The sequence below is a fragment of the Streptomyces sp. NPDC001832 genome (assembly GCF_040297265.1).
Taxonomy (GTDB): Bacteria; Actinomycetota; Actinomycetes; order Streptomycetales; family Streptomycetaceae; genus Streptomyces.
The window spans coordinates 1-16,657 of record NZ_JBEOYU010000032.1 but is presented as its reverse complement, the minus strand read 5'-3'; the positions used below and the strand labels follow the sequence as shown (position 1 = coordinate 16,657).

At 68.4% G+C, this 16,657-nt stretch carries 20 protein-coding genes and 1 pseudogene; 16 read left to right on the top strand and 5 right to left on the bottom strand.

Features of this window, described 5'->3' with window-relative positions; genetic code table 11:
* Position 1 precedes the first annotated feature (1 nt).
* From ABT115_RS22515 to yhfZ, 4 genes are all read right to left on the bottom strand, one after another.
* Entirely contained in the window at positions 2-1,336 is a 1,335-nt protein-coding gene (locus tag ABT115_RS22515) for a YhfT family protein (RefSeq protein WP_351792675.1), read from the bottom strand.
* 42 nt (positions 1,337-1,378) lie between these two features.
* Positions 1,379-1,735 (bottom strand): DUF2620 domain-containing protein, encoded by a 357-nt coding sequence (locus ABT115_RS22510; RefSeq protein ID WP_351792673.1) that lies wholly within the window; start codon positions 1,733-1,735, stop codon positions 1,379-1,381.
* Between the two features lie 82 nt (positions 1,736-1,817).
* The gene (locus tag ABT115_RS22505; protein WP_351792670.1) at positions 1,818-2,204 is read right to left on the bottom strand and encodes a PRD domain-containing protein; all 387 of its coding nucleotides are present in this window, start codon (positions 2,202-2,204) and stop codon (positions 1,818-1,820) included.
* A gap of 97 nt (positions 2,205-2,301) precedes the next feature.
* The gene (yhfZ, locus tag ABT115_RS22500) at positions 2,302-3,240 is read right to left on the bottom strand and encodes a GntR family transcriptional regulator YhfZ (protein ID WP_351792667.1); all 939 of its coding nucleotides are present in this window, start codon (positions 3,238-3,240) and stop codon (positions 2,302-2,304) included.
* 166 nt (positions 3,241-3,406) lie between these two features.
* Here yhfZ and ftsH point away from each other — a divergent pair, with 166 nt between their 5' ends.
* Positions 3,407-5,320, top strand: a complete 1,914-nt coding sequence (gene ftsH / locus ABT115_RS22495; protein WP_351792663.1) for an ATP-dependent zinc metalloprotease FtsH — start codon at positions 3,407-3,409, stop codon at positions 5,318-5,320.
* A gap of 16 nt (positions 5,321-5,336) precedes the next feature.
* On the opposite strand, the gene ABT115_RS22490 is transcribed toward ftsH, so the two are convergent.
* Positions 5,337-6,194 carry a class I SAM-dependent methyltransferase gene (locus ABT115_RS22490; protein WP_351792814.1) on the bottom strand — a complete coding sequence of 286 codons (858 nt, stop codon included), beginning with the start codon at positions 6,192-6,194 and terminating at the stop codon, positions 5,337-5,339.
* A gap of 204 nt (positions 6,195-6,398) precedes the next feature.
* On the opposite strand from ABT115_RS22490, the gene proS reads away from it, so the two are divergent.
* The 15 genes and pseudogenes from proS to ABT115_RS22415 form a co-directional block, all read left to right on the top strand.
* Entirely contained in the window at positions 6,399-7,814 is a 1,416-nt protein-coding gene (gene proS, locus ABT115_RS22485) for a proline--tRNA ligase (RefSeq protein ID WP_351792660.1), read from the top strand.
* A 217-nt stretch (positions 7,815-8,031) separates the two neighbouring features.
* Positions 8,032-8,625, top strand: coding sequence for a hypothetical protein (locus ABT115_RS22480; protein ID WP_351792657.1), 594 nt, complete (start codon positions 8,032-8,034; stop codon positions 8,623-8,625).
* Between the two features lie 157 nt (positions 8,626-8,782).
* On the top strand, positions 8,783-9,220 hold the full coding sequence (gene rpsP, locus ABT115_RS22475; RefSeq protein WP_351792654.1) for a 30S ribosomal protein S16: 438 nt from the start codon (positions 8,783-8,785) through the stop codon (positions 9,218-9,220).
* 2 nt (positions 9,221-9,222) lie between these two features.
* Entirely contained in the window at positions 9,223-9,462 is a 240-nt protein-coding gene (locus tag ABT115_RS22470) for an RNA-binding protein (RefSeq protein WP_005311361.1), read from the top strand.
* Between the two features lie 79 nt (positions 9,463-9,541).
* The gene (gene rimM / locus ABT115_RS22465) at positions 9,542-10,150 is read left to right on the top strand and encodes a ribosome maturation factor RimM (protein WP_351792652.1); all 609 of its coding nucleotides are present in this window, start codon (positions 9,542-9,544) and stop codon (positions 10,148-10,150) included.
* A complete protein-coding gene (gene trmD, locus ABT115_RS22460; RefSeq protein ID WP_351792649.1) occupies positions 10,150-10,971 on the top strand; it encodes a tRNA (guanosine(37)-N1)-methyltransferase TrmD in 822 nt (273 codons plus the stop codon). The genes rimM and trmD overlap by 1 nt, the downstream gene beginning before the upstream one ends.
* 129 nt (positions 10,972-11,100) lie before the next feature.
* Positions 11,101-11,451 (top strand): 50S ribosomal protein L19, encoded by a 351-nt coding sequence (gene rplS / locus ABT115_RS22455; protein ID WP_351792646.1) that lies wholly within the window; start codon positions 11,101-11,103, stop codon positions 11,449-11,451.
* 82 nt (positions 11,452-11,533) lie between these two features.
* Positions 11,534-12,304: a signal peptidase I gene (gene lepB / locus ABT115_RS22450; RefSeq protein ID WP_351792643.1), complete on the top strand. Its 771-nt coding sequence runs from the start codon at positions 11,534-11,536 to the stop codon at positions 12,302-12,304.
* Positions 12,297-13,376: a signal peptidase I gene (gene lepB / locus ABT115_RS22445; protein ID WP_351792641.1), complete on the top strand. Its 1,080-nt coding sequence runs from the start codon at positions 12,297-12,299 to the stop codon at positions 13,374-13,376. The genes lepB (ABT115_RS22450) and lepB (ABT115_RS22445) overlap by 8 nt, the downstream gene beginning before the upstream one ends.
* A complete protein-coding gene (gene lepB / locus ABT115_RS22440) occupies positions 13,273-14,193 on the top strand; it encodes a signal peptidase I (RefSeq protein ID WP_351792811.1) in 921 nt (306 codons plus the stop codon). Before lepB (ABT115_RS22445) ends, lepB (ABT115_RS22440) begins: the two co-directional genes overlap by 104 nt.
* A 51-nt stretch (positions 14,194-14,244) precedes the next feature.
* Entirely contained in the window at positions 14,245-14,991 is a 747-nt protein-coding gene (lepB, locus tag ABT115_RS22435; RefSeq protein ID WP_351792639.1) for a signal peptidase I, read from the top strand.
* Positions 14,981-15,469 carry an NUDIX hydrolase gene (locus ABT115_RS22430; RefSeq protein WP_351792636.1) on the top strand — a complete coding sequence of 163 codons (489 nt, stop codon included), beginning with the start codon at positions 14,981-14,983 and terminating at the stop codon, positions 15,467-15,469. Before lepB (ABT115_RS22435) ends, ABT115_RS22430 begins: the two co-directional genes overlap by 11 nt.
* 64 nt (positions 15,470-15,533) lie before the next feature.
* Positions 15,534-15,842 (top strand): DUF2469 domain-containing protein, encoded by a 309-nt coding sequence (locus tag ABT115_RS22425; protein ID WP_003965949.1) that lies wholly within the window; start codon positions 15,534-15,536, stop codon positions 15,840-15,842.
* A 121-nt stretch (positions 15,843-15,963) separates the two neighbouring features.
* Complete coding sequence (locus ABT115_RS22420; protein ID WP_351792633.1) at positions 15,964-16,323, top strand: YraN family protein; 360 nt, start codon at positions 15,964-15,966, stop codon at positions 16,321-16,323.
* Positions 16,323-16,583 (top strand): annotated as a pseudogene (locus tag ABT115_RS22415) (magnesium chelatase domain-containing protein); the annotation flags it as partial. The gene ABT115_RS22420 and the pseudogene ABT115_RS22415, both read left to right, overlap by 1 nt.
* Positions 16,584-16,657 lie beyond the last annotated feature (74 nt).

The window sequence follows — 16,657 nt, the reverse complement described above, 5'->3', positions numbered from 1 at the left end:
CTCAGCCCTTGATCGGGGTGAACAGGTTGAGCCAGTACAGGACGTTGAGGAGGATGCCGCCGACGATGACCGCGGTGGGAGCGGCGGCCATCTTCACGACCGGCCGACCCATCGCGTCGTTCAGCAGGTAGAGACCGCCGACGATGAGGATGCCGAGCCCGCCGCCCATGGCGTTGGCGGCCATCAGCGAGCCGAAGAGGATCGCGAGGTGCAGGGTGTTACCGATCGCGCTGCGCAGGTGCTCCGAGGAGTCCCGGACACTGGGGAGCTTGCCGAGGAGCTTGCCGATGTACGAGAGGGCCAGGATCTCGGCGGCGAAGACCACGGCGCCGACGATTGCTGCCAGGAACGGGTTCGGCATCAGATACCCGATCGGGTAGACCAGGGTGAATCCCGCGATGCCGTACGCGCCGGAGGCCAGCGCTGTCGTCGCGATCAGCGGGATGAAGCCGAATACCCGGTAGAAGTCGACCTGGGCGGCCTCGGCGTACTGCCCCTTGGCGATCAGGAAGCTGGTCGCTTCGCCGCCGCCGAATATGTGCATCTGGGCCAGCACACAGACCCCGGCGCCGAGCACCATGAACAGCGGGAGGTACTTGCGCAGCCGGGCCGCGCTGGCGCTGAAGAGCGAGGCCATCGGGTCGTCCTCCAGAACGACCTCGGTGACACCCGCGGCGCGGTCCGCCTTGCGCTGCTTGACGTCTTTGGCGACGGCGAGGGCGATCAGCATGAGCACGCCGGCGGCCATGGCGAGCGATCCGGAGAACATGTTCGGCCAGATCTCCATGGTCATGACGACCAGGGCGAGTTCCAGGACTCCGGCGATGCCGCCCCACTTGCGGCCGAACTGCTTGGTGATGGCGAGCACCGGGAACAGCGTGAAGAGGAAGAGGATCGGCGTCGACATCTCCTGCATGGCGGTGATGAAGTCGACGGGCAGGTTGTGGGCGATCTCGTTGGCGCCGTTCAGTCCGAAGACGACGACCGCGCCCCAGGCGCCGCCCAGGATCGGCGCGAGCCACTTCTTCGGCGACAGTATGCCGAGGATGTCGGTGGGCAGGAAGAGGAGCCACGGGTTGAGCACGCCGGTGGAGAGTGCCATCGGGGCGCCGAGTCCGAAGATGAAGCCGGCGGAGAGGCCGAAGGAGACCGCCGTCGTCGCGCTGCGGTTGGTGCGCCCCTGGATGAAGTCCAGCAGGAACGGACGTACGCCGTCGTTGAAGACCGCCAGAGCCATGTGCGAGATGTACGCCGTCAGCGCACAGAGGGCTATGACGGTCAGCTGCTGGGCCAGTGTGAAGTCAAGGCTGGTGCCGGCGGCAAGTGTGGTACTCACGGATCACTCCTTCGTGCCCGGGATGATGGGGAGGTGGCCGGATCAGCCGCGGGCGGCGATGGCGCGGGCCATGAGCGGCGCGACGGCGTCGATCTGGTCCATGGAGAAGCCGAAGACCTTCTTGCCGTCGGCGATCAGGGCGGTGATCTCCTCCTCGGTGGGCACGCTGCGGCCGAAGGTGTGGCAGGCGGCACCGCCCATGAGGCCGACGAGGACGCCGAGGGAGGCGCCGGCACCGGTGTGGCAGGTGCCGAGGTAGTAGTCGGCCTGTCCGGCACGGAGCTTCATCGCGGCATCCATGTCGCTGGAGGTGACGACCTCGAGGGAGTCGACGCCGAGTTTGCCGATGGCCTGGGCGACCTCGACCTTGCCTACTCCACCGGTGAGGATCTTCGTCATGGCTGTCTCTTCTCTCTGTTTCTGTTTCTGCGTGCGGATCTGTTTCTGTGTGCGGACGTGCTTGTTCCGCATGCCGGAGCGGTCAGGAGGCAGGGGTGGCCGGTGACTGCTGGGCCAGTACGGCGAGGTGCATGCCGAGGAAGTTGATTTCCGAGTCGGGGAGCGCGGCGCCGAGCTCCCGCTCGGCCCGCGCGGACACGGCGCGGGCACGTTCGACAGCGTCGGGGTGGCCGGCCAGTTCGGCGGCTACCTGGTCGTCGGTGAGGAACTGTTCGATTGGTTCGCCGTCCAGGAGCCGGGTAAGCGCCATCATCAGATGACTGGTCAGCATTCCGGCGGTCGCCTCGGTGACTGTGCGGCCGTCGGCTTCGAGGGCGGTCAGCTCGGCGGTGACGAAGTCGGCCACCTCGGGCCGGACCTGACCGCCTTCGCGGAAGAGCTGGATCCGCAGTGCGAGTTGGTCGTCCATGGTGATCCTTCCCGAAATCAACAGTAACCAGGATTTTGTATTTTGTGGTGGGCCGAAAGTCCCGCATCGGCGAGACCTCCGTCACCCGGCCCGCTGGTCAGTACGAGGGCACGCGCTCGCCCCGCAGTACTTCGTTCTGCAGCCGGGTAACCAGTGACAGATCGAGCGAGTCCCGGACCGCGGCGAGCGCCTTCGTCCCGTCGGTCCGGCCGATGATCGCCGCGCTGGAGTTGCGCAGCGACAGCTCCCGGGTGACCTCGTCGCCGAGTGGCAGCACATCGACGCCCAGCCCCATCCGGTCCTGCACCTCGTCCAGGTTCCAGACGGTGGCGTCGACCTCCCCGCGGGCGAAGAGATCGCGCAACTGCATGTACGAGACCTCCAGCCACTGGATGTCCTTCCGGCCGGCGAAGACCCGCTCCACGAGCATCCGCAGATCCTCGGATGCGTGGTCGACGGCGACCCGCAGCCCAGGGGTGTCCGGGTCGACGCCGTGCCGCAGCAGCATGCCGTGTGCGCCGACGTAGGTGGCGGGGCCGAGGTCGGCGACGAGCTCCACCGGGTGCTCGGCAATCAGCTGGTCGGCGGCGAAGCGGGACAGGACGACGAGGTCGACCTTGCCCTCCAGCAGCGCGGCGGTCCGGGCTCCGGCGCCCCGCATGAACGTGATCGCGAACGGGGCGCCCGCCTCCTCGAAGGCACTGCGCAGCCCGGTCGCCAGACCTTCGTACCTGCGTGAGTACGGGAGCGGCATCGCGGCGAGCAGTGTGCCGAGTCCGGACAGCCGCCAGAGGACCGAGCGGTCCGAGTGGGCGAGGAACGTGCCGAGATGGCCGCGGGCGGTCGTCTCGATCGCCCCGGAATCCTCCAGTAGCTGCAGGGCCGCTTGAACGGTCCCGTTTCCGCAGCCCAGCTCCGTGGCGAAATCGCGCACCCGGGGCAGGCGGGTCTCCGGCTCATGGTTGAGCAGCAGGATGGCCAGCTGCCGGGCGGCGAGGCCGTTTCGAGTGAGGAAACGGTCATCGAAATCGTTCACGAACGAAACAGTAAACAGGATTCTGGATATTGACAAGGGGTTCGATCCGGCGGATTTCGTCCAGGGTGTGCGCGTCCCTCCGTGGACCCACTGGACGCGCCCGCGGAGAGCTTCGGGTAGGTTTCTCATCTAATGTCACGTTCAGGCTGTCGGTAGAGGAGAACGCGTGACCACCCCCGTACCTCCCCGCGATCGAACCGATCAGCCATGGCGCTCCGAGGGCGCCCCGCCACCTCCCCCGCCGCGCCGGAAGATGCCAGGGGGCTGGGGCGGACTCCTGCTGGCCGCGCTCGCCGTTTATCTGATCGCCAATCTGGTGCTGTCCCTCTTCAACGGAGGGGAGGCGCGGACGATCGCGTACACGGAGTTCAGCAAGCAGGTCACCTCGGGCAACGTCTCCAAGATCTACTCCCAGGGTGAAACCATCCAGGGGCAGCTCAAGAAGGAGGCGAAGGTCCCGGGGAGCGACAAGAAGTACACCGAGTTCGTCACGCAGCGGCCCGCCTTCGCGGACGACAACCTCTGGGCCGAGCTGGTCAAGGGCGATGTCACAGTCACCGCGGAGCCCGTCGTCCAGCAGCGCAGCTTCCTCACGAATCTGCTGATCTCGCTGGCCCCGATGCTGCTGCTCGTCCTGATCTGGGTGTTCATGGCCCGGCGGATCTCCAGGAGCATGGGCGGCGGGATGGGCGGCTTCGGGCGCAAGGCGGCGCCCAAACCCGTCGAGGTGGAGGGCGGCAAGCGCACCACCTTCCAGGACGTCGCCGGAATCGACGAAGTCGAGGGCGAGCTCAACGATGTCGTGGACTTCCTGAAGAACCCGCAGGCGTACCGGAAGATGGGCGCCCGCATGCCCGGGGGAGTACTCCTCGCGGGGCCGCCCGGCACCGGCAAGACACTGCTCGCACGGGCCGTCGCGGGCGAGGCCGGGGTGCCGTTCTTCTCGGCGTCGGCCTCCGAGTTCATCGAGATGATCGTCGGCGTCGGCGCGAGCCGGGTGCGGGAACTCTTCGCGGAGGCGCGCAAGGTCGCACCCGCCATCATCTTCATCGACGAGATCGACACCATCGGTCGGGCCCGCGGCGGCGGCGCCGGCATGGGCGGCCACGACGAGCGCGAGCAGACGCTCAACCAGATCCTTACCGAAATGGACGGCTTCTCCGGTTCGGAGGGCGTCGTCGTGATTGCTGCCACCAACCGCGCCGACGTCCTCGACCCCGCCCTCACCCGGCCCGGCCGCTTCGACCGGATCGTTCACGTCAGCCCGCCGGACAGGGGCGGCCGGGAGGCGATCCTGGAGATCCACACCCGGCAGATCCCGCTCGCCGAGGACGTGAACCTGGGCCAGGTCGCCGTTACGACCCCCGGTATGACGGGCGCCGATCTCGCCAACCTGGCCAATGAGGCCGCGCTGCTGGCCGTAAAGCGCAGGCAGGCCGAGGTCAGCCAGTCCGATCTCTCGGACGCCCTGGAGAAGGTCCAGCTGGGGGCGGAGCGCTCGCTGGTCATGTCGGACGAGGAACGCCGCAGGACCGCGTACCACGAGAGCGGGCATGCCCTGCTCGGCATGCTCCAGCCGGGCGCCGACCCGGTCCGCAAGGTCACCATCGTGCCGCGCGGCCGGGCCATGGGTGTCACCCTTTCGACGCCGGAGGCCGACAAGTACTCGTACACCGAGGAGTATCTGCGCGGCCGGATCATCGGTGCGCTCGGCGGCATGGCTGCCGAGCAGGTGGTCTTCGCCATGGTCACCACGGGTGCGGAGAGCGACCTGGAACAGGTCACCAACCTGGCCCGCGGCATGGTCGGCCGCTGGGGCATGAGCCACAGGGTGGGCAGGCTGACGGCGATCCCGAGCGATGCCCAGCAGGCGTACGGACTCTCGGCGGCCCCCGCGACGCTCGACGCGGTGGACGGAGAGATGCGGCGCATCGTCGACGAGTGCTACGAGGCGGCGTGCCGGCTCCTGCGCGAGCATCGGGACAGGCTGGACTCGCTGGCCGCGGCCCTGCTGGAGAACGAGACCCTGGACGAGGCCGCCGCCTACCGGGCGGCCGGCATCACCCGCCTGGGCAAGTAGCGGCTGCCACTCGGGCTCAGATGGTGCACACGAGATAGCGGAAGACGTTCGGCATCCAGATCGTGCCGTCCCGGCGCCGGTGTGGATGCAGGGCCTCCGTGACCTCCCTCGCGACCTGCTCCCGGTCCGTCGCCCGAACCGCCGTATCGAAGAGCCGCGTCGACAGCAGCCCCCTTACCGCACTGTCCGTGTCCGCGTACCCGAACGGGCACGCCACCCGGCCCGAGCCGTCCGGATTCAGACCGGCCCGGAACGCCACTTCCTCGAGATCGTCCCGGCGCGACGGCCGCCAGCCGCCCGTGCGGGGCGCCCGTGCCCCGTCGGAGAGCCGGCCCGCCACCCGCAGCACCGGAGCCGTCGCGCACCGCTCCGGCGGACCCCACCCGGTGAGTACGACCGTGCTGCCACGGGCGGCCAGCGGTACGGCGGACCGCAGCGCGTCCACGAGCCCTTCCGCGTCGCCGGACGAGCAGCCGATCGGGGTGAACGCGGTGAGCAGGTTGTACGGCGTTCCGTCGGCCGGGGCGGCCGCGGACGGATCGCCGTCCAGGAGCCGCGGATGCCCGGCCGGCTGTCCGGCGTCGCTCCCCGGCTGGGGCAGGAGCCGGGTCCGGGCGAGCGCCAGCGCTTCGGGGTCGGTGTCGACGCCGGTGACGCGCGCCCCGCGCGCGGCCGCGATCACAAGCGCGAGACCGGAGCCGCAGCCGAGGGAGAGCAGCCGGGTCCCGCTTCCCACTTCGAGCCGCTCGTACACCGCTTCGTAAAGCGGTGCGAGCATCCGCTCCTGGATCTCGGCCCAGTCCCGGACACGGTCACCGGAGTCCGGGGTGGCCGTGTCCGCGTAGCTGTGGTGCCGGACGAGCGTTGGTGTCATGGAAGCGCCCCAATCCGCCGAGAGGTCAGCCATGTCCGATCGGTCGTGCCCGAGTGGATGCTCCCCCCTGCGCGTGTGCGCCCGCCCCCTGTGTCGGCCTGGTGGCAATGCTTGTGTGCTCCGGTGGTGCGGCCGTGGGGACGGCCCCTGGAAGCAGGGCCCGTCGCCCTGTGTGGTGGGCGGTGTCGCCGTACGATGCGCGCCATGGCAAAGGCACCCGTTCTCACGCCCCAGGCCGAGGACTTTCCCCGCTGGTACCAGGATCTGATCAACAAGGCCGAACTCGCGGACAACGGTCCGGTGCGCGGCACCATGGTCATCCGGCCGTACGGATACGGCCTGTGGGAGCGGATGCAGCAGGAGATGGATGCCCGTATCAAACAGGCGGGCGCCCGGAACGCCTACTTCCCGCTCTTCATCCCCCAGTCTTACCTGACACGCGAAGCCGAGCACGTCGAGGGCTTCGCGCCGGAGCTCGCGATCGTGACCCACGCCGGGGGGAAAGAGCTCGAAGAGCCCGTGGTGGTGCGGCCGACGTCCGAAACGATCATCAACGAGTACTTCTCGAAGTGGGTGCAGAGCTACCGCGATCTGCCGCTGCTGATCAACCAGTGGGCGAACGTCGTGCGCTGGGAGATGCGCCCGCGGGTCTTTCTCCGTACGACGGAATTCCTCTGGCAGGAGGGCCACACCGCCCACGCCACCTACGAGGAGGCCCGGGAGTACGCGGCGTACATCCACCGGGACGTCTACGCGGACTTCCTGGTCAATGTGCTGGGCATCGACGTGGTTCTCGGCCGCAAGACCCCGGCCGAGCGGTTCGCCGGGGCCGTCAACACGCTGACGCTCGAAGCAAGGATGCGGGACGGCAAGGCCCTGCAGATGGGTACGAGCCATGAACTCGGCACCAATTTCGCCAAGGCGTTCCATACCAGCTACCTGTCCAAGGAGGGCAGGCAGGAACTCGTCTGGCAGACCTCGTGGGGCTCGTCGACCCGCATGGTCGGTGGTCTGATCATGGCGCACGGCGACGATCACGGCCTCCGGGTGCCGCCGCGGCTCGCGCCCGTCCAGGCGGTCGTTCTCGCGGTCAAGGAGGACGAAGCGGTGCTGAGCACGGTCCGGTTGATCGGGGAGCGGCTGCACGCCGCAGGAATCCGGGCCGAGGTCGACGACCGCACCGACACCCCGTTCGGTCGCCGCGCGGTCGACTGGGAGCTGAAGGGCGTGCCGGTACGGATCGAGGTCGGCCCGCGCGATCTGGAGAGCGGCACCGCGATGCTGGTCCGGCGCATCCCGGGCGGGAAGGAGCCGGTTGCCATCGAGGCCCTGCCTGCGCTGCTTCCGGCGGTCCTCGAGGAGGACCAGGCGACGCTGCTGCGCGAGTCCCGGAGCCGGCGCGAGTCCTCCACCAGCGAGGTCGCATCCGTCGAGGAGGCCGTGGAGGCTGCGGCCGCGGGCGGCTGGGCGCGTATCGCCTGGTCGGCCCTCGGCCCGGCGGGGGAGGCCCAACTCGCGGAGCACGGGGTGTCGGTGCGGTGTCTGATCGCCGAGGACGGGTCGGTGCCGGACGCGGACGATGCCCCCGGTACTGTCGCCCTGGTAGCCCGCGCCTACTGACCGCGGGGCCGCTCGGCACCCCGGCGTACGGCTGTCGCACTACGCGTCCGGGCGTACGCGCCGCTACGTACCACCTTGGTGTGAGCTGTGAGAATTCTCCGCAGATCTGCGCACCCGCCCTCGTCAGGACGCATCAACGGCAACTGACTGGTACGTGCAAATTATTTGGGATGGCCCGGAATCGGAACACCGGGGCGCTCGCGCTCGTTGTCACGACGTGAGCACGACACCACCTGTACTTGCCGCAGAGCTGGCGCAGGCGTGGGCCGACATTCAGCGGTACCACCCCGAGCTGCCGGATCTAGCCGCGCCAGAGTCCCTGATCGGAGAGTCCTCGTCCGCCTGTGGCGCCGAGCTCTCCTTCGAACGACTGCTGCACGAGGCAGTCCATGGCATCGCCGCCGCGAGAGGTGTCCGCGACACCTCTCGGGCCGGCCGTTACCACAATCGCCGATTCCTCGCGATCGCCGAGGAGTTGGGCCTCGACCACGCCGATGAGCCCCATCCCAGCAGTGGCTTCTCGCTGGTCACGCTCAATCCCGAGGCCAAGCGCAGGTACCGCCCGACGATCGAGCGGCTGCAGCGCGCCCTCAAGGCGCATACGGTCGCCACCGCCGCCGACACCAAGCGTTCCTTCCGTGGCCCGGCCGCCCGGCACGGATCCTCCGGCGGAGGCGTCCGCGTCAAGGCCGTCTGCGACTGCGGACGCAATGTGCGCGTCGTCCCGTCCGTCCTGGCGCAGGCGCCGATCGTCTGCGGCGGCTGCGGAAAGCCGTTCCGTATCCCGGAAGCCGCGGTCGCGGTGGGGTGACCCGAAGTGGTGTGGCACAATGGCTAGCTGTACTCGACAGTCGCACAGGACCCCTCTCTCCTCCGGCTGACGCGTCCATCGGGCACCCGAGTACCGCAACCCCACGTGGCATCTTCGTAGTGCCCAACCACGTCATAGACCAGGAGACACCACTTCCGTGGCAGTCAAGATCAAGCTGAAGCGTCTGGGCAAGATCCGTTCGCCTCACTACCGCATCGTCGTCGCCGATTCCCGTACCCGCCGTGACGGCCGGGCCATCGAGGAGATCGGCCTGTACCACCCGGTGCAGAACCCCTCGCGCATCGAGGTCAACTCGGAGCGTGCGCAGTACTGGCTGTCCGTCGGCGCCCAGCCGACCGAGCCGGTTCTCGCGATCCTGAAGCTCACCGGTGACTGGCAGGCCCACAAGGGTCTCCCGGCCCCCGCCCCGCTGCTGCAGCCGGAGCCCAAGGCCGACAAGCGCGCCCTGTTCGAGTCTCTGGGCGACGCCACGGAGGCCAAGGGCGAGGCCATCACGCAGAAGGCGAAGAAGTCCGACAAGAAGGCGGACGAGGCTGCTGACGCGGCTGCGCCCGCCGAGTCGACCGAGGCCTGAGCATGCTCGAGGAGGCTCTCGAGCACCTCGTGAAGGGCATCGTCGACAACCCCGACGATGTGCAGGTCGCCTCGCGCAACCTGCGCCGTGGTCGCGTACTCGAGGTCCGGGTCCATCCCGACGACCTCGGTAAGGTGATCGGCCGCAACGGCCGCACCGCACGCGCGCTGCGTACCGTCGTGGGCGCCATCGGCGGCCGTGGCATCCGCGTCGACCTCGTCGATGTGGATCAGGTTCGCTGACAGAGTTGAACACCGGCACGGGCCGGGGAGGGCCATGCGCCCGCCCCGGCCCGTCGTCGTATGACAGGAGAGACACAAGGTGCAGTTGGTAGTCGCGCGGATCGGCCGTGCCCACGGCATCAAGGGCGAGGTCACCGTCGAGGTGCGTACGGACGAGCCGGAGCTGCGGCTCGCGCCCGGGGCCGTACTCGCCACCGAACCGGCCACCGCCGGACCGCTGACGATCGAGACCGGCCGGGTGCACAGCGGACGGCTGCTGCTCCGCTTCGAGGGGGTACGCGACCGTACGGCTGCCGAGACTCTGCGCAACACGCTCCTGATCGCCGAGGTCGACCCGGCGGAACTCCCCGAGGACCCCGAGGAGTTCTACGACCATCAGCTCATGGACCTCGACGTGGTCCTCGCCGACGGCACCGGGATCGGCCGGATCACCGAGATCACGCATCTGCCGTCCCAGGATCTCTTCATCGTCGAACGGCCGGACGGCAGCGAGGTGATGATCCCGTTCGTCGAGGAGATCGTCACCGAGATCGATCTGGAAGAGCAGCGCGCGGTGATCACCCCGCCGCCCGGCCTGATCGACGAGCGCCAGGCCGTGATCGCCTCCTCGCGCGAAGAAGCGACCGCCTCCTCGCGCGAAGAAGAGGGCGACGGGGACGAGGCGACCGACTCCGGGAAGGACGTCTGATGCGCCTCGACGTCGTCACGATCTTCCCGGAGTACCTGGAACCACTGAACGTCTCGCTCGTCGGCAAGGCCCGCGCGCGCGGCCGCCTCGATGTGCACGTACACGACCTGCGGGACTGGACGTACGACCGGCACAACACGGTCGACGACACCCCGTACGGCGGCGGCCCCGGCATGGTCATGAAGACCGAGCCGTGGGGTGAGGCGCTGGACGACGCGCTGGCGGGCGGGTACGAGGCCGGGGCGCACTCCCCGGTGCTCGTGGTACCCACGCCCAGCGGCCGTCCGTTCACGCAGGAACTTGCCGTCGAGCTCTCCGAGCGGCCCTGGCTGATCTTCACGCCGGCCCGCTACGAGGGCATCGACCGGCGCGTGATGGACGAGTACGCGACCCGCATGCCGGTCGTCGAGGTGTCCATCGGGGACTATGTGCTGGCCGGCGGGGAAGCTGCGGTGCTGGTGATCACGGAGGCGGTGGCCCGGCTGCTGCCCGGCGTGCTCGGCAACGCCGAATCGCACCGTGACGACTCCTTCGCCCCCGGTGAGATGGCCAATCTGCTGGAGGGGCCCGTCTACACCAAGCCGCCCGAGTGGCGCGGCAGGCGCATCCCGGACGTCCTGCTCAGCGGTCACCACGGGAAGATCGCACGCTGGCGGCGGGACGAGGCGTTCCGTCGTACCGCGCTCAACCGGCCCGATCTCATCGAGCGGTGCGAGGCGAGCGGCTTCGACAAGAAGGACCGCGAGATTCTCTCCATACTCGGCTGGTCGCCGGAGCCCGGTGGCCGATTTTGGCGCAGGCCGGAGGCCGTGGAAGAATAGGCCGCTGCTGTACGTCCGGCGTGCGCCCCTGCCACAGGGGGAACGACGCCCGCCCGGCGCGATCAGCACCCCCATCTCCTTACTATCTCCCGTCGATGACCTGTGGCATCGGCGAAGAAAGCAGACAACATGGCTTCCCTGCTCGATGGCGTCAACGCCGCGTCGCTGCGTAACGACATCCCGGCGTTCCGCCCCGGTGACACCGTCAACGTCCACGTCCGAGTGATCGAGGGCAACCGCTCCCGTATCCAGCAGTTCAAGGGCGTCGTCATCCGTCGCCAGGGTGCGGGCGTCAGCGAGACCTTCACGGTCCGCAAGGTCTCCTTCAGCGTCGGCGTCGAGCGCACCTTCCCGGTGCACAGCCCGATCTTCGAGAAGATCGAGCTCGTCACCCGCGGTGACGTTCGTCGCGCCAAGCTGTACTACCTCCGTGAGCTGCGCGGCAAGGCCGCGAAGATCAAGGAGAAGCGCGACAACTGAGCTGACGGCCTGGTGCACTCGCTATCGTGCACCAGGCCGGAACTCCCAGGTCCACAGGACGGCCGGTTAAGCTCTGGCCTCGATGGACACGGAAGCCAAGCCCTCGGAGCGCGACCGCTCCTCCGCACCCGCAGCAGGGTCGGAGGAGGGGTCGCGCTCCTCGCGTATCCCGAACCGGTCGATCGCCTCGATCTCGTGGCGGCGGACCGCCGCACTCGGTGCCGTCTGCTCGGTCTTCGTGCTGCTCCTCAGTACCTTCGTGGTGCAGCCCTTCTTGATTCCCAGCGGCTCGATGGAGCCCACACTGCAGGTGGGGGACCGGGTGCTGGTCAATAAATTGGCCTACCGTTCTGGCTCCGAACCGCAGCGCGGCGATGTGGTGGTCTTCGACGGCACCGGGTCGTTCGTGCAGGAAGCCCCCCAGGAGAATCCCGTCACCGAGCTGCTGCACGGTGTGGCAGCGTCCCTGGGGCTGGCAGAGCCTGCCGAGACCGACTACGTGAAGCGGGTGGTGGGCGTGGGAGGCGACCGGGTGGTCTGCTGCGACAAAAGCGGAAGAATCGAGGTGAACGGTGAGCCGGTCGACGAGGGTTACCTCTATCCGGGAGATGCACCGTCCGGGGTGCGCTTCGACATCGTCGTGCCCGACGGCGCGCTGTGGATGATGGGCGACCACCGCAGCAATTCCCGCGATTCGCGTGACCACCTGGGAGAACCGGGCGGTGGCATGGTCCCGGTCGACATGGTGATCGGCAGGGTGGACTGGATCGGCTGGCCGCTGGGCCGGCTGGGCGCGCTGCCGGAGAGTGCCGCCTTCGCCGGCGTAGGGGCGCCGGGCGGGGCCCATGGGTAGCCGCGGGCGGCGGCAGGGCGGGGCCGACCCCGAGATACCGCTGCCGGTCGGCAGCGGGCCGACGGCCGCGCGCTCCTTGCCGACCAGGGCAGAGCGGCGCAGACTGGCCCGCAAGGTCAAGCGGCGGCGGCGCAGGTCGGCCGTGCGGGAGATCCCCCTTCTCATCACGGTGGCGCTGCTGATCGCGCTCGTGCTCAAGACGTTCCTGGTTCAGGCCTTCGTGATCCCGTCGGGGTCGATGGAGCAGACCATCCGGATCGGCGACCGGGTGCTCGTGGACAAGCTGACGCCCTGGTTCGGATCCAGACCCCAGCGCGGCGACGTCGTCGTGTTCAAGGACCCGGGTGGCTGGCTGAAGCAGGAGAACGCCGACAAGAAGGATCCGCCTGTCGTCGTCAAGCAGGTGAAGGAGGCACTGACATTCATCGGGCTGCTGCCGTCCGACGACGAACAGGATCTGATCAAGCGGGTGATCGCGGTCGGCGGTGACACGGTGAAGTGCTGCGACAAGGACGGCCGGATCACCGTGAACGGCGTTCCGCTCGATGAGCCCTATCTGTATCCCGGTGATCCGCCCTCCCTCATCAAATTCGAGGTAAAGGTTCCGGACGGCCGGATCTTCGTGATGGGCGATCACCGGTCCAATTCGGCCGATTCGCGCTATCACCTGGATGATCCGAACCACGGCACGGTTTCCGAGGACGAGGTCGTCGGACGGGCTGTGGTGATTGCCTGGCCCTTCGACCACTGGCGAAAACTGGAGGAACCGGCGACATTCGACTCGGTCCCTGACGCGCGCGCCGGGACGCCTGCGGCGTCGGGCCCGTCGAATAGTGTGTCGTCCAAGGATCCCAACGGAACGATCCCTCTCCCGACCCCTGCGGAACTCCCGCTCGTTATGGGAGTGGTGGGCCTGCCCCGGTTGGGGCGCAGGCGGTGGCACGGAGTAAGGAGTGGATGTGGGGGATTTGGCGGTCGGCGCACGATCCGGACACGACGAACCCGAGGACCGGCCGGACAAGCCGGAAAATATCGAGTCCGCCGGAGCGGCGGCGGACCGCGCGGCGGGTGACGGCGACACTCCGAACGGCGGTAGTACGTCCCAGCAGAAGCCACGCTCCTTCTGGAAGGAGCTGCCCCTGCTCATCGGCATCGCGCTGGTTCTCGCGTTGCTGATCAAGACGTTTCTGGTACAGGCGTTCTCGATCCCCTCGGACTCGATGCAGAACACGCTTCAGCGGGGCGACCGGGTGCTGGTCGACAAGCTGACCCCGTGGTTCGGTGCGGAGCCCAAGCGTGGCGAGGTCGTGGTCTTCCACGATCCGGGCGGCTGGCTGGAGGGCACCCCGACGCCCAGTCCGAATGCGGTCCAGAAGTTCCTCAGCTTCATCGGACTGATGCCGTCCGTCGAGGAGAAGGACCTGATCAAGCGGGTCATCGCGGTCGGCGGCGACACGGTGGAGTGCAAGAAGAACGGTCCCGTCGTGGTCAATGGCAAGGCGCTGGACGACCAGTCGTACATCTTCCCGGGGAACACCTCCTGCAATGACCAGCCGTTCGGCCCGATCAAGGTGCCCGAGGGCCGGATCTGGGTGATGGGCGACCACCGTCAGAACTCCCTCGACTCCCGCTATCACCAGGAGCTGCCGGGTGGCGGCACAGTCTCCAACGACGACGTCGTCGGCCGGGCCATCGTCGTGGCGTGGCCGATCAACCGCTGGGCGACCCTGCCCGTCCCGGAGACCTTCGACCAGCCGGGAATCAACGCGCAGCCGGGGGTGGTCAACGCGGCGATGGGCCTGGCCCCGGGAGCACTTGGCGTGGCCGGTGCGCTGCCTCTCGTGTTGTGGCGTCGCAGGAGGCTGACCAGCGGGCGTACTGCCGGATAGGGTGCCGACTCGGATCAGCGATTGTCGATCTCCGAGGTGGGGGGCGCTGGGATGGGTGGAACAGGACGTGCGGGTGACGGCCACGGTCGGCTCGGCAGCAAGCTGTCGGGGCTGGCCGTGGCCGTCGGCTGTGTGCTCTTCCTCGGCGGCTTCGCCTGGGGGGCCGTGGTGTACAAGCCGTACATCGTGCCGACCGAGTCGATGACACCGACGGTGCACGCCGGCGACCGGGTGCTCGCACAGCGGATCGACGGCAGCGAGGTGCACCGTGGTGACGTGGTGGTCTTCACCGATCCGGTGTGGGGCGACATGCCGATGGTGAAGCGGGTCGTCGGGATCGGCGGCGACAAGATCGCCTGCTGCGACAAGGGCCGGCTCACGATCAATGGCAAACCCGTTGAGGAACCGTATCTGCAGACCAAGGGACTCGCCTCGGTGAACAACTTCACCGCGGATGTTCCCAAGGGACAGCTCTTCCTGCTCGGGGACGAGCGCAGCACCTCGCTGGACTCCCGGGTCCACCTGGACGACCCTGGGCAGGGCTCCGTGCCGCGCAGCGCGGTGCAGGCCCGGGTGGACGCCATCGCCTGGCCGCTGGGCGGCATGGTCGGGCGGCCGCAGGCCTTCGCCTCCTTCCCCGGCGGGGTGTCGTCGCCCGGACCGCTGCGGCTGCAGCTAGGGGCCGTGGTGGCGGGTGCGGTGCTCATCCTCGCCGGTGCCGCATCCGGCCCGATCGCGGCACGGTCCGCGCGGTCGGCACGGAACAAGCGCGAAAGGTTGTCTGCCGGTGCGCATTGAGAAGCGGAAGGTTGCCCGGGTGGTGCTCCTGGGCCCTGACGACCGCATTCTCCTGATACATGGGTTTGAACCGGAGGACCCCGAGAGCACCTGGTGGTTCACCCCCGGCGGCGGTCTGGAGGGCGACGAGACCCGGGAACAGGCCGCGCTGCGCGAGCTCGCAGAGGAGACCGGGATCACCGAAGTCGAGCTGGGCCCGCTGCTCTGGCAGCGGATGTGCTCGTTCCCGTTCGACGGGCGCCGCTGGAACCAGGACGAGTGGTACTTCCTGGCACGCACGACGCAGACCGCCGTCGATACCAGTGGGCTGACGGGGCTGGAGCAGCGCAGCGTCATGGGTCTGAGGTGGTGGACCTCCGCCGAACTGTCGGCGGCGCGTGAGACGGTGTATCCGACCAGGCTCGCCGAGCTGCTGCGCACGCTGCTCGACGAGGGTCCTCCGCAAACGCCACTGGTTCTGGCCCCCGAAATCGCTTAAGCGCCCAGGGGTGCCGGAGGCTGGCGCACAATGGGGGCACGCACGGCTGAAGGGGAACATGCCAATGAGCGCCGAGGACCTCGAAAAGTACGAGACCGAGATGGAGCTGAAGCTCTACCGGGAGTACCGAGATGTCGTCGGTCTGTTCAAATATGTGATCGAGACCGAACGGCGCTTCTACCTCACCAACGACTACGAGATGCAGGTGCACTCGGTTCAGGGTGAGGTGTTTTTCGAAGTATCCATGGCGGACGCCTGGGTCTGGGACATGTACCGGCCCGCACGGTTCGTCAAGCAGGTACGGGTGCTGACATTCAAGGACGTCAACATCGAGGAGCTCAACAAGAGCGATCTGGAACTTCCGGGTGGCTGACGTTCTTCCGGGAGATTTCCCGCTTTCGGGTGGCTGAGTTGTCCACAATCCCGGAGTTGTCCACCAAGATCCACTAGTTGGGGCCGGAGGCGTCAGAGTCGGTGCCGGAGGTGGTGCCGATATGAACGCACGGGCGGCACTTGGGCGGTACGGCGAGGACCTGGCGGCGCGGCTGCTGGCCGACGCCGGCATGTCCGTACTGGAACGGAACTGGCGCTGTAGTGCCGGTGAGATCGACATCGTCGCGATGGACGGCGACGCACTCGTGGTCTGCGAGGTGAAGACCCGCAGGGCGGGCGCCTTCGAGCATCCGATGGCAGCCGTCACACCCGTCAAGGCGGAGCGACTGCGACGGCTGGCCGGGATCTGGCTCCACCGGCACGGCGGCCCGCCACCCGGTGGGGTCCGGATCGACCTGGTCGGTGTGGTGCTGCCCAGGCGCGGAGCGCCCGTCGCGCAGCATGCGCGGGGGGTGGCCTGATGGGCTTCGCTCGGGCGTATTCGGTGGCGCTCGTCGGTGTCGAGGGTGTGGTGGTGGAGGTCCAGGCGGACCTGGAGGCGGGGGTGGCCGCGTTCACACTGGTGGGGCTGCCGGACAAGAGCCTGGTGGAGAGCCGGGACCGGGTCAGGGCCGCCGTCGTGAACTCCGGGGCCGAGTGGCCGCAGAAGAAGCTCACGGTGGGCCTGTCACCGGCCTCCGTACCCAAGGGCGGCTCCGGTTTCGATCTGGCAAACCCCTGCGAAAGACACACCTAAAGTGCCAGGCTGGGGCCATGAGCCCCACGATTCGCGCCGCCATCGACACCGCCGCAGGC